The organism is Streptomyces sp. NBC_00510 (genome assembly GCA_036013505.1).
In the GTDB taxonomy this organism is placed as follows: domain Bacteria; phylum Actinomycetota; class Actinomycetes; order Streptomycetales; family Streptomycetaceae; genus Actinacidiphila.
Genome location: CP107851.1, coordinates 7,807,528 through 7,820,424, shown reverse-complemented (window position 1 = coordinate 7,820,424; position 12,897 = coordinate 7,807,528). Strand labels below are relative to the sequence as shown.

8 protein-coding genes are annotated in these 12,897 nt (G+C 73.9%); 3 read left to right on the top strand and 5 right to left on the bottom strand.

Annotation, left to right across the window (positions count from 1 at the left end):
- Window positions 1–147 precede the first annotated feature (147 nt).
- The gene (locus OG937_35415; GenBank protein WUD76608.1) at window positions 148–1,572 is read right to left on the bottom strand and encodes a HEAT repeat domain-containing protein; all 1,425 of its coding nucleotides are present in this window, start codon (window positions 1,570–1,572) and stop codon (window positions 148–150) included.
- Window positions 1,573–1,919: 347 nt separating this feature from the next.
- On the opposite strand from OG937_35415, the gene OG937_35410 reads away from it, so the two are divergent.
- Window positions 1,920–3,407: a SpoIIE family protein phosphatase gene (locus OG937_35410; GenBank protein WUD76607.1), complete on the top strand. Its 1,488-nt coding sequence runs from the start codon at window positions 1,920–1,922 to the stop codon at window positions 3,405–3,407.
- A gap of 175 nt (window positions 3,408–3,582) precedes the next feature.
- On the opposite strand, the gene OG937_35405 is transcribed toward OG937_35410, so the two are convergent.
- On the bottom strand, window positions 3,583–5,058 hold the full coding sequence (locus OG937_35405) for a hypothetical protein (GenBank protein WUD76606.1): 1,476 nt from the start codon (window positions 5,056–5,058) through the stop codon (window positions 3,583–3,585).
- 395 nt (window positions 5,059–5,453) lie between these two features.
- On the opposite strand from OG937_35405, the gene OG937_35400 reads away from it, so the two are divergent.
- Together OG937_35400 and OG937_35395 are read left to right on the top strand one after the other, a co-directional pair.
- Window positions 5,454–6,548 carry an aminoglycoside phosphotransferase family protein gene (locus tag OG937_35400; GenBank protein WUD76605.1) on the top strand — a complete coding sequence of 365 codons (1,095 nt, stop codon included), beginning with the start codon at window positions 5,454–5,456 and terminating at the stop codon, window positions 6,546–6,548.
- Window positions 6,549–6,957: 409 nt separating this feature from the next.
- Entirely contained in the window at window positions 6,958–8,877 is a 1,920-nt protein-coding gene (locus OG937_35395) for an N-acetylmuramoyl-L-alanine amidase (GenBank protein ID WUD78994.1), read from the top strand.
- On the opposite strand, the gene OG937_35390 is transcribed toward OG937_35395, so the two are convergent.
- The 3 genes from OG937_35390 to OG937_35380 all read right to left on the bottom strand — a co-directional run bounded on the left by OG937_35390 (window position 8,840) and on the right by OG937_35380 (window position 12,895).
- Window positions 8,840–9,340 carry a hypothetical protein gene (locus OG937_35390; protein ID WUD76604.1) on the bottom strand — a complete coding sequence of 167 codons (501 nt, stop codon included), beginning with the start codon at window positions 9,338–9,340 and terminating at the stop codon, window positions 8,840–8,842. The two genes, OG937_35395 and OG937_35390, sit on opposite strands and share 38 nt — an antisense overlap.
- 49 nt (window positions 9,341–9,389) lie before the next feature.
- A complete protein-coding gene (locus tag OG937_35385; protein ID WUD76603.1) occupies window positions 9,390–12,272 on the bottom strand; it encodes an AAA family ATPase in 2,883 nt (960 codons plus the stop codon).
- Between the two features lie 383 nt (window positions 12,273–12,655).
- Entirely contained in the window at window positions 12,656–12,895 is a 240-nt protein-coding gene (locus OG937_35380; GenBank protein ID WUD76602.1) for a DUF397 domain-containing protein, read from the bottom strand.
- Window positions 12,896–12,897 lie beyond the last annotated feature (2 nt).

Here is a 12,897-nt window from a genome sequence, read left to right as displayed (position 1 = left end):
TGCCGTGCTCCCGGGCCCAGGCCCACTCCCCGGACCGGCCGGCGCCGACGCCCACGGCGGGCTGCCTCGGGTGAAGGCCGGACTCAGCAGTGGCAGGTCACACCCGTACATCCGGTCCGGCCCCACCCGCGGCCGGGGAGGCGGGGCCTACCGCGCGGGGTCGCCGGAGCTGAGGCGGCCGCGGACCGCGGTCTGGACCTCGGCCTCCTCCGCGGGATCGGCGGCGAGACTGCGCAGGCGGGCCAGGACCCGGACGTCCGAGGTCGTGGCCGTGCGGGCGGCGAGTTCGCGGGTGGTCTCCTCGCAGTCCCACAGGCACTCGACGGCGAGGCCGGCGCCGAAGCAGGGGTCGGTGCGGGCGAGGGCGTGGGCGGCGACGCCGCGCAGCTGTGAGGAGCTCGTCTCGCGGTAGACGTGGCGCAGGACGGGGGCGGCGCACTCGATGGAGAGCCGGCCGGCCCCTTCCACGAGCACGGCGAGGCCCTCGGCGTCGGCGCCCTCGCGCTGGACGAGGCGGCGCAGGGCGCCGAGGACGCGGTCGGCGTCCTGTTCGCCGCCGCGGCAGGCGAGCATGCGGGCGGCGGTCGCGCCGAGCACGTCCTCGCGGCGTGACCAGGCGCGGGCCCGGGTGAGGGCGGCGATGCTGCGCATCCGCTCGAAGGACTCGACGGCGGCGCGGGCGACGAGCTCGGACTCGCTGAGGGCGGCGGCCTCGATGAGGTCGAGGGCCTCGCGGTCCTGGCGGTCGGAGAGGTGGCGGAGTGCGGCCGCGCGGGCCGCCTCGGGACCGCCGCGGGCCGCGCGGACGAGCTCCTCGCGGTCCTCGGGGCCGGCGACGGCGGCGAGGCAGCGGGCGGCGGGGGCGTCGCGGTGCTGCGGCGGATGGGCGGCAAGGCCTTCCTGGGCCCATTCGAGGACGGCGCCCACGCTCCAGCCCGGCGTCGGCCCGGCGGGCCGCATCTGGCGCTGCCAGCGGTCGAAGGCGGTCTGTTCCGATGCCTTGCGCACCCGTTCGGAGACGGCGGGGTCGGGATCCTCGGCCCACAAGCGCCAGGGCCGTGGCTCGTACGCCTCGCGGAGCGCGGCGGCGAGCTGGGCGTCACCCTCCGTGGTGAGCGGGAAGCGGGCGAGCACGGCCGGGCCGAGCGCACGCAGCGCGTCGTCCCCGTCACGTACGGCGAGCTCGTCCAGGGCCCACTCCCAGTTGCCGCCGGTGGCGGCGTAGCGGCGCAGCAGCAGGGCCGCGTCCCGGCGGCCGTAACCGGCGAGGTGACCGAGGACGGACAGGGCCAGGCCGCAGCGGTGCTCGTCGGGGCTGATGATGTCGTCGGGGTGGAAGAGGTGCTGTTCGATCCCGTCGAGCGAGCCCTCGAGCTCCGAGTAGAGGCGCGCGTAATAGAGGGAGCGGGACTCCACGCGCCAGTCGTGACGGGGGTCGCGCAGGACGCACTGCTCCAGCGCGGCGAGCGCGTCGGCTCGCTGCGCCGCGAGGGCGTGCAGGGTCCCGTCCCCGCGTCCTCTCTGGAGGAGGCCGAGAAGGGTACCGCTGGGCGCTATGTCGGGGTCGAACATGAGGTCAGCATCCGGTGCGGGGAGTTGGTTGGCAACGGGATTTCCCGTTACCGGCTGCGAGGTATCTTCGCAGATCGTCCCGGGTTCAAACCCTTTGCGCGGCACCCGGGCGGCTCGCGGGCACGCTCGCGGCCGGAGTCCCGCAGCTTACCCGGACCGAGGCATTCCGCCGAGTTCTCCGAGCGTGGCGGCACTCCAGGCTCCTGGCATATGCCGGTAGCACCACCGGATCGGGTATTGCAGAAACCCTTACGGGCCATCACTCCTTGTGCAAGAGTCGTGACTGGCCCATCCGTACGGCCCCGTTGAGGCCGGCGCCCGGTTCGGAGACATGTTCGGAGAGCGTCATGCCGCCCCATTTGCATGAGGACCGCGCCACCGCGAAGCCTGAGCCCGGCACCGTGGACGCGCTCATCTCCCAGACCCGCCAGCTGCGCGGCAAGGTCGACGCCGTTCGCCGTGACGCCGCCGCCGAGGACGAGGAGGACCCGCAGCTGCGCTGGCAGCGCGCGCTGTGCGACCTCGCCGTCCACCAGCTCGACGACCTGGGTGCGCACCTCGGGCAGCTGCGGGACGGCATCCCCGTCCTCGGCGACCGGGAGACGGGCACCGAGCCCGGCGGCGCCGCCTACGCGGGCCGGTCCGCCCGGGAGGTCCCCGTCCCCACGCCGGTCGCCGGTGCCGTGCAGGCCCTGGGGCGGGCCGGCAGCGCGGAGTGGGACCTGGTCACGGACGGTGTCCAGTGGTCGGAGGAGCTCTACCGCATCTTCGGGCGCACCCGCGAGGACGGGCCGCTGACCCTGGACGAACTGCCCTCCTGGCTGTTCGCCGAGGACCAGCAGACCCTCACCGCGGCCGTGACCGGCTGCCTGGTGGACGCCCGGCCGATCGACTGCGAGTTCCGCATCGTCCGCCCGGACGGTGCCGTGCGTACGGTGCACATGGTGGGCGAGCCGGTGCTCGACGCCGCCGGCGCCACCGCCTCCATGTGGGCGGTGCTCCGCGACGTCAGCGAACTGCGCCGCAGCCAGCGGACGCTGCGCGAGACCCGTGACTCGTTGCAGCGCGAGCGGCAGATCGCGCAGACCGAGCGCCGGCTGGCGGTCGAGCTGCAGGAGGCCGTACTGCCGCCGTGGCGCGGCTCCCTGCGGTTCCCGCAGGACGGCGGCCCCACCACGGTCGACCTCGCCGCCCACTACCTCCCGTCCTCCACCGGCGCGCTCGTCGGCGGCGACTGGTACGACGCGCTGCACCTGCCCGACGGTTCCGCGCTGCTCACCGTGGGCGACCTCACCGGGCACGGGGTCTCCGCCACCTCCGGCATGGCCATGCTGCTCGGCGCGCTGCGCGGCATGGCGATGACGGGGCTGGACCCGGCCCCGCTGCTGGGCGGGCTCAACCAGTTGCTGGACAGCTCCGCGCAGCCCGCCCTGGGCAGCGCCCTGTGCTGCCGCTACCGCCCCGAGGACCGCTCTTTGGTGTGGGCTCAGGCCGGACACCCCGCCCCGCTGCTGTTCCGCGACGGGACGGGGCGACCGCTCGACGCGCCCGAGGGCGTGCTGCTGGGCGCCACCTCGGGCGCCCAGTACGGCCAGGCCACCGAGCGCTTGCTCCCCGGCGACCTGCTGGTGCTGCACACCGACGGCCTGCTGCCGCGCCGCTCCGTTTCCATGGCGGCCGCGGACTCGGCCAACGCGGTGCGACGCCTGCTGGAGCTAGGCCCGAGGTTCGCGCAGGCCCGCACCCCGCAGGAGTGCGTGCGCATCGTGGTGGAGGAACTCGGCGCCCCCGAGCGCGAGGACGACGCCTGCGTGCTCATCGCCAAGTTCCACTGAGGTCCATGGGCCCACTGGTCCGCTGGTCCACTGGTCCACGGGCCCGCCGGTCCACAGTCGACGTGTTCCCATGTCGATGTGTCGACATGGGGACGACATCCGGGAGAGCCGGCTCATTCGGCGTCGAGTCGGCTGGTCCCGCTCATCGATGTCCACGTCCTCCGCGTGGGTCTCCTCAGATCGCGGGGCCCCTGCGCTTGGGGCCGCTCGGCAGCGCGATCTCGATCTCCTCACGCAGGTCCTGGATCCTGGTGAAGTCGGAGTAGCGGGCCGTCAGCCGGTACATCTCCCGCAGCCGGTCCCAGGTCCGCAGCGACGAGTTCTGCCTTATGGTCAGCAGCGCCAGTCGCGCGTAGCGGTCCGCCTGCTCCGGGTCGTCGGCGATGAAGCAGGCCGAGGCCAGCGAGATGTAGTCGAAGATGTTGGACCGGTCGCGGCCCTTGCCCCGCAGTTCCAGCGCGTGCTTGGCGTGCTGCTGCGCCGTCCGCGCCGCCAGCGGCTCGTACTCGGCGAGGGTGCGGTACGCCAGCGCCTGCATGCCGTGCAGATCGGCCTCGTCGAACATCTGCATCCAGCTCGGCGGCGGGACGTCGCCGCGGTCGGTGGCGAAGAGGTCCTCGGCCTTGCCCAGGGTGCGGCGCATCGCCTGGCCGTGGCCCATGGAGGCCTGTGCCCAGGCCTCGATGGTGCAGAGCATGGCGCGGGTGCGCGGCAGGGTCTCGTGCCCGGAGCCGGACTGCGCCAGCTTCATCAGGTCCAGTGCGTCGTCCGGCCGTCCCAGGTGGACCATCTGCCGGGCGGCGCGGGAGAGCGCCTCGCCGGCCCTGGGCCGGTCCCCGCCCTCCCGTGCGGCGTGCGCCGCGATGACGAAGTACTTCTGGGCGGTGGGCTCCAGGCCCACGTCGTGGGACATCCAGCCCGCCAGGACGGCGAGGTTGGCGGCCACGCCCCAGAGCCTGCGCTTGAGGTGCTCGGGGTGGTGGTAGGCGAGCATGCCGCCCACCTCGTTGAGCTGTCCGACGACCGCCTTGCGCTGCAGTCCGCCGCCGCGGGAGGCGTCCCAGGCGCGGAACACCTCGACCGAGCGCTCCAGCGCCTCGATCTCATGGGAGCCGACCGGGGCCGCCTCGTATCGGTCGTAGGAGACGGCGTCGGCGTCGAAGGGGTCGTTGGTGGTGGGGGCGTCGGCCGCGAGCGCCGGATCGGTGTGCAGCCAGTCGTACATGGCGCTGCTGAGTGCGGAACCCGCGGCAAGCGCGGCTCCCGCGCCCACCAGACCGCGTCGGTTGAGCATGAGGTCCATTCCCGTGAATTCGGTGAGGACCGCGGCTGTTCGCTCCGGTGGCCAGGGCAGTCCGTCGGCGCTGACGGCCTGCTTCCTTCCCGTACGCCGATGCCGGCCGAACCCGAGATCCTCGATGGTTACGACACGGCCGAGACGCTCGGTGAACAGGGCGGCCAGCACGGTGGGGACGGGTTCGCGGGGGGATTCCCCGGTCTCGATCCAGCGGCGCACGCGCGAGGTGTCCGTCGCCAGCTGCGGGTGGCCCATGGCCGCCGCCTGCCGGTTGACGAGTCTCGCGAGCTCTCCCTTGGACCATCCGGTAAGTGCGAACAGGTCCGCTAGCCGTGTGTTGGCTTCCTTGTCCATCCAAGCCCCCAGGTTCCTCGGCACTGTTGACACTAACGGCCGGTCAGCGCCCCCGCGAGCATTCGCCATGGTTCGCCAGGGTGCGCCAGATGGTCTGCCACCCGCATGCGGTGGTCAGGTAGGAACGCGCCACCCGGCCCGGCAACCGCCGGCTCGCGAACGGTCGCATATGAACAACTTTCGAAAAACGCCGATCAGCGTTGAACAACTCGAGAGGCATGTGCGTACTGGTACGCGAGGGGCGTACGGCGCGTGGACAGTTCGGACCGCCGGCCCGGACCCGCATTCCCCAGGGTGCGGGACCGGACGCCGACTCCGGCTCCGGATCCGTCCACGCGCCGGCCCCGCCACCTCGTCAAGAGCTCGTTGGCACACGAAGGGATCTGTCTCCCCATATGTATTCAGCATCGTCCTCCGTGTCCGCACCGCCCCGGCCGACCCAGCTCCCGGGGTTCACCGGGACAGGGACCGCCATACGTCCTCGTCCGGTGCTGCCCGCTCCGCGCAGGGGCGCGCCGGGGACCTCCCACCCGCTCAGCGGGAGGCTCGACTTGACCGGTCCCCAAGGCGCGCAGCTGCGCTCGGCCATCGCCTCGGTGCAGCGCATCTGTCCCGAGTTCACGCCCGTCCAGATGCTGCGGCGCAGCGGCCGCTCGGTGCTGCTGGTCGGCACCTCCGGCCGTGCCCCCGCGGTCGCCAAGTGCCTGCTGGACCACTCCCCCGCCTGGGTGGAGCGGTACCGGCACGAGATCGGCGCGTACCGGGCGTTCGTACGGCACCGGCCGCCGGTCAGGGCGCCGCGGCTGATCGCCGCCGACCCCGAGAGCTGCACGCTCGTGCTGGAGCGCATGCCCGGACGGGTCGCGGCCCTGCAGCGGCACCCCTCGGAGGCCCCGCCGCGGGCCGACGTGCGGATGGCGCTCAGCGCGATCTCCCGGGTCAACATGTGGCGTCCGCCGGCCGGGATCTTCGACGCCCCCGTCGACTACGCGGCGCGGCTGTCCCGTTACCACGAGCTGGGACTGCTCACCGACCGGGACATGGGCGACCTGCAGAAGCTGCTGCACGGACTGGCGCACGCACAGGGCCAGTTCAACCACGGCGACGCCCTGCTCTCCAACATCCTGCTCTCCCCGGCCGGTCCGGTGCTGGTCGACTGGGAGCACGCCGGCTGGTACCTGCCCGGCTACGACCTGGCGGTGCTCTGGATGATCCTGGGCGACGACCCGGTCACCCGGCGGCAGATCAGCCAGATGGCGCAGGCCGCCGGACCGATCGCGCGTGACGCCTTCCTGGTGAACCTGATGCTGGTGGTCACCCGCGAGATCCGCACCTACGAGACGGCCGTGCAGCGCACGATGCGCAGCACCGTCCCGGCGGGTCCGGGCGCGGCCGAGGCCGGCGAGGAGCAGCGCCTGCTGCTGCGCCGGCTGCACGACGACGCGGGCCTCGCCCGGCGGGCCGTCAGGGCCGCCGTCGGCACGAGGTGACCTTCCGGCCGGTTCCCGGACGGAAGAGGAGGAACCGGTGCGTGGTGGACGGCGGAGCACCGCGGTCGCGGACCCGGGGACCAGGGGAGGGTCCTCCGGTGCCGTCGCGGTGCCGCCCGGGCGGCCTCACGGCCGGGACGGCACCGCCGGTGGTCCAGTCCACTGACGCACCGCAGGCCATGGCGCCCGTGCGGGGAAAGCTCCCGGCACGGGCGCTGACATGCGTAAACAGCCTCCACAGCGCCTAGTTGACGGATCGTCGACCAACGGATACCTCTGTGGTGCCGAACGGCCCCGTGCGTCACCACAGGAGGCTGCAGTGCGAGGAACCCCCCACAACGCGAGACGCCCGCGCAAGGTCGTCACCGCCGCAACGGTCACCGTGGCCGTCGGCGCCCTGCTCTCCGCGCTGTCGCCGCTGCCCGCGGCCGGCGCGACCCCGCAGGAGCGGGACGCACCGCTCCGGCAGGCCTTCCAGGACGCCGCGGAACGTCATCACGTCCCGGAGAGCGTGCTGATGGGCGTGGCCTACCTGGAATCGCGCTGGGACACCCACCGCGGACTGCCCAGCGTCACCGCCGGATACGGCCCCATGCACCTCACGGACGCCCGGACGGCGCTCACCGATGTGCCCCGGCGGGGCGATGGCGGTGACGACCCGCGCGGCGACGTGGGACGTCCCCTCGCCGACGTGGGGCTGCCCGCCGCGGACACCCGCGCGCTGCCCTCGACGCTCACCACGCTGGACCGCGCCGCCGGGCTGACCGGGCTGAGCGCCGAGGAGCTGCGCGAGGACCCGGCGGCCAACGTCGAGGGGGGCGCGGCGCTGCTGGCCCAGGCCCAGAAGTCGCTGGGCGCACCCCTGAGTCCGGACCCGGCCCGCTGGTACGGCGCGGTGGCGCGCTACTCGGGCGCCGACGACACCGCCACGGCGTCGGTCTTCGCCGACGACGTCTTCCAGGTCATCCGCGAGGGCGTCACGCGCACCACGGACGACGGGGAGGGCCTCACCCTCGCCGCGCACCCCGGGCTCGCGCCGGAGACCGCCCAGCTCCGCTCCCTGGGTCTGCGCACCGTCGCCGCGGACGGGACGGAGTGCCCGCGCACGATCGCGTGCGAATGGCTCCCGGCCCCGTACGAGGAGTACGGCACGGGCGACTACGGCAACCACGACCTCGCCGACCGCCCGCACGACCAGAAGATCGACTACATCGTCGTCCACGACACCGAGGCCACCTGGGACACCACCCTCCAGCTGGTGCAGAAGCCGGACTACCTCGCGTGGCACTACTCGATCCGCTCCGCGGACGGCCACGTCGACCAGCACGTGAGGACCAAGGACGTCGGCTGGCACGCGGGCAACTGGTACGTCAACGCCAAGTCCGTCGGCATCGAACACGAGGGCTTCCTCACCGATCCCGGCGCCTGGTACACCGAGGCCATGTACCGGGCGTCGGCCCGGCTGGTCCGCTACCTGGCCGGGCGTTACGGCATCCCGCTGGACCGGCAGCACATCCTGGGCCACGACAACGTCCCGGGACCGACCCCCGCGAACATCCCGGGGATGCACACCGACCCCGGCCCGTACTGGGACTGGGCGCACTACTTCCAGCTCCTGGGAGCGCCCTTCCGGCAGACCGCCGGGCCGGGCAGCGCCCTGGTGACGATCGACCCGGACTACGTCTCCAACCGGCCCGTCTACACGGGGTGCGCGAGCGCCGGTGACACCTGCCCGTCCCGCGGTTCCACGGCCGTCCGGCTCTACACCGAGCCCCGCGAGGACGCCCCGCTCGTCAAGGACGTCGGTCTGCACGGGGAGGCCCCCTCCACGACCGGGGTGAACGACACCGGCGCCCGTGCCTCGACCGGCCAGCAGTTCGCGGTGGCCGGGCGGCGCGGGGACTGGACGGCGATCTGGTACCTGGGCCAGAAGGCCTGGTTCCACGACCCCAGGGCGCACCGGACCGCCCTGCCGGCCACGGGCCGGCTGGTCACGCCGAAGGAGGGCCGCGCCGAGGTCCCGGTGTACGGGCGCGCCTACCCGGAGGCGTCCGCCTACCCCGCGGGCGTCCCGGTGCAGCCGGACTCCCCGCTGCCGTACAAGCTGCTCGCGGGCCAGAGCTACGCGGTGGGCCTGGCCACGCACGGCGAGTACTACCGGGCGGTCACCTTCGACGCCTCCCAGCACGTGGTGGTGCGGGGGGAGCAGCTCTACTACGAGATCCAGTTCGGCCACCGGGTGGCCTGGGTCAAGGCCGAGGACGTGACCCTGCGGCCCTCCTGGGCCCCGCTCAGCCCTGCTGGAACATCTCCGCGGGGAGGGGCTTGAGCAACTGGTAGAGGTCGTCGGTGATCGGGCGGTCCCAGGTCGCGATGGTGACCTGGACGCCGTCGCTGCGGTCGAACTGCGTGCAGGCGATGCGCCCCTCGGAGAGCTTCACCTTGCGCACGATCAGCAGGTTGTCACCGTGCATGACCGGGGTGTCCTCGGTGCCGACGACCTCGACCGGCTCGTCGTTGCCGAGGGCCAGCAGCAGCTGGGCGACCTCGAAGGGGATCTGGCCCTCTTCGAGGTCGCGGGCGGGCGAGCCCTCGGGGAGGTTGCCGATCAGCATGGCGGGACCGCGCCCGCCGAAGAGGTCGTAGCGCAGGAAGATGCCCTGGCAACTGCCGTCCTCCCCGGGCAGCAGCCCGGCGCCGAGTTCGCCCGGCCAGTCGCCCGGGTCCATGGCCAGGACGTCGAATTCCGGCCCTGTGGGCGTTGCGGCGCTGCGGCGGCGGAGGAACGACATGCGCCCATCGTACGGTCCCCGGGCCGCCCGTGTGCCCGGGGTCGCGTCGCTACGGGGCCAGCGCCCGGGACAGGCCCGCCCGGTCGGTGCCGATCTTGCGGTAGACGGCGGAGAGCAGACGGGTGACGCCCTCCACGTCGGTGTCCAGACCTGCGGCGATCTGCTCGTCGTCCTCACCGCGGGCGGCCCGCGAGGCGGCCACCCGTTCCTGGGCGGTGAGGGCGTCGGTCTCCGTCGTACGGAGCCTGCGTGGACGCAGTCCGGCGGCGGCGAGTTCGTCGCGGGCGCGCTCGGCCAGTTGGTCGGCACCGCAGTGGACGGCGGTCTCCAGGCCCCGGTAGAGCTGCTCGGCCGCCTCGTGGAGCCGGGCCTCGCGGCGCAGGGCGGCACCGTGGTCGACCAGGGCCCGGGCCAGCTCGTAGCCGGCCGGTGAGCGCTCCAGGTGCGTGACCGCCTCCTGCAGCAGCTTGAGCCGGTCGGATTCCGCGGCCACCTCGGCGGAGACCCGCAGCGCCTGGCCGATCGAGGACGCGGTGCCGTACTGGCGGGCGCGTTCGACGGCGTCGGCGGCGGTGGCACGGGCCCGCTCCGGGGTGTCCCGTGCCTCGGCGAGGGCGAGGTGGAGCTTCCACGGGGACCAGGCGGGATTGCGCATGCCCCGGGGGTCGAGCCGGCGGCCGCACGACTCGAGCTGGGCGATGGCCTCGTTGACCATGCCCCGGGCGAGCAGCAGTTCGCCGTAGACGGTCTGGGCGTCGGGGAAGGTGACGGCCGCCGGGAAGGGCTCGCAGAAGTCGTACTCCTCGGCGAGGGCCGCGGCCTCGCGGAGCCGGCCCCGGGCGAGCAGGATCTCGACGAGGATCGCCACGGTGTACCAGACGACCGGGGTGCCGCGGCCGACGCGGTCGGCGAGCCGAAGGCCGTCGCGGGCGAAGTCCTCGGCCTCGGCGAGGCGCCCGCGGCGGTAACGCACGTACCCGAGCAGGGAGTAGCCGAAGGCGAGGTGGGCGCCGCGCCATCCCTGGCGCTCGTAGTCGCCGATGCCGGCGGCGAAGAGCTCCTCGGCGCGGCCGGGCCGGTCGGCGTACATGTACGTCATCGCGACGAGGACCGGGACCTCGAAGCCGAAGTCCTCGCTGGCCCAGGGCAGTCCGCCGTCAAGGGCGCGGTCGGAGTGCCGCAGCGCGGTCTCGGCGGGCTCGCCGCGCAGGGTGGCGTCCCAGGCGCGCAGGCCGATGATGTAGCGCTCGGTCAGGTCGCGTCCGGTCAGCCGGTCGGCCAGGCGGGCCAGCCGGCGGGAGCGGGCCGGGGAGTCGGGTTCGTCGGAGCGGAAGGCGTCCCACATGAACTGCTCTTCCTGCATCCGCAGCCGGGCCCGCGCGTTGGTGGCGGTCCGGGCGGCCTGTCCGACGGTGTCCGCGGCCTCGCCGAGCCGGTCGGAGTGGGCCAGCGCCTGGGAGAGCCGGTAGGTGATCGCGTCGCGCAGCGCCGGGTCGACGACGGGCTCCTCGAGCGCGGCGCGCAGATGGTTGACGGTGGTCGCCGGCTCGGTGAGCAGGGAGGAGCAGCCGAGCTCGAACAGCACGGCGGCCCGGTCCTCGAACGGGGGCGGCTCGCGCAGGGCCCGCGCGAGGTAGCGGCGGGCCGCGTCGGGGGCGCCGGCCCGGGCGGTGTCCCGGGCGGCCTGGCGCAGCTGGCCGACGACCCAGGGGTCGCCCTCGGGGTGGGTCTCCAGCAGGTGGCGGGCGGCGGCGGAGGGTCCGAGCCCGGCGTCCACGACGGACCAGGCGGCCTGGCCGTGCAGGGCGACCCGGACGGCGTCGGGGATCGCCCGGTACACGGCGGTGGCGATGAGGGGGTGGACGAACTCCAGGACGTCGCTGCCGGTGAGGATGCGGGCCTTGCGGAGCCGGTCCGCGGCGTCGGCTGCCTCCTCGCCGCCCAGGCCCGCCACGCTCGCGGCGATCGCCGGCGAGATGGACGTGCCGAGGACGGCCGCGGCCCACGCCATGCGGACGGTGGAGGTGCCCAGACGTTCCAGGCGGGCGATGAGTCCGCTGCCCTTGGCGGCGGCGGCGAGGTCGCGCAGGAGGTGCGCGCTGGACTCGTCGGGGCGCAGCGCCCGGTCGAGGACCTTGGCGGTGAGCTCCACGGCCTCGAAGGGGTTGCCGGCGGTGACGGCCCAGGCCTCGCGGCAGAACGCGTCGTCGGCGTGGTCGCCCACGGCGTCGCGGATGAGCCGGCCGATGGCGGCGGCGCTGAGCGGTTCCAGGCCGAGCGGGCGGGTGCCGGAGCGGTCGGGCAGGCCGCGGAACGCCTCGGCGTGGGCGGGGAGTTCGTCGGGGCGGTAGGCCACGACGACGAGCATGGGGAGTTCCTCGGCGCGCGGTGCGAAGGCGGCCAGCCAGCCCAGGGACTCGGGGTCGGCCCAGTGGGCGTCGTCGAGCACGAGGACCACGGGGGCACGCCGGACGGCGATGTGGGTGAGGACCCAGTCGAGTCCGTCCGCGAGGCCCTGCGGGTCCGGGGGCGCGCCCTCGCCGTCGGTGCACAGCCCCAGGGCGGGGCCGACGATGCCGTACCAGCTGCCGAGGGTGGTGCGGAGCACCCCGTCACCGGCTCCGGCGAGCTGCGGCTGCAGCAGCTGGCGGGCGACGTGGAAGGCGACGCCCTGTTCCTGGTCGCCGCCGCGGGCGTACAGGACGGTGCAGCCGAGGGCGGAGGCCCGGCGCCGGGTCTCCGCGAGCAGGGTCGTCTTGCCGAGGCCCGCGGGGGCCGCGAAGGCGAGCACGCCGCCGCGCCGTGTGCCGGCGCGGGGGTGGTCCCCCTCGGCCCGTATGCCCGTGAGTTCGGCCAGCGCCTCGTCGACGGCCACGAGCTCGGCCTCGCGTTCGAGGAGCGGTCGCCGGGACTTCGGTGTGCGCCGCGCCATAGTGCACCCCCTGCCCCTGATCCGGCGCGCGCCGGGGCGCGACGGTGATGCTCGGACACCTGTCCGGTGGCACCTCAGCGTACGCCACCAGGGACCCTGCGTGAGTACATAAATGCGAAGTGGTGACGGCTGTTCACAATCGTCCGCGGAATGATCGTCCGTGCTCGATCAGGTGCGCCCACGTGCGGGAACGCGTCACCGTGATGCCCCCGGCACATGCCGGACCGGTAGCGGTACGACGGCGTGTCAGGTGCATTCCCCGGGGACGTACCGCGGGCGCGGGAACCGGGGACACCAAGGCCCCCGGGGCGCGCCGGGCCGGGTGCGCCGGCAGCCCGTCGTCGTGGACGGGACGGGCTGCCCGGCGCGCCCGTGAGCTTCCGTCAGGTGAGGTCGAACTCGCCGTCGCGGGCCCCGAGGACGAAGGCCCGCCATTCCGCCGGGGTGAAGATCAGCGAGGGCCCCTCGGGGCTCCGGCCGTCCCTCATGGCGATGTAGCCCTCGACGAAGGCGATCTGGACGTCTCCTGTGCCCTGGCTGCTCGACTGCCATGTTGCGTTGGCCAGATCAAGCTGCGGCTTCTTCCCGTTGGCCAACGGCGATCCGATCGTGCTCTCGGCCACGT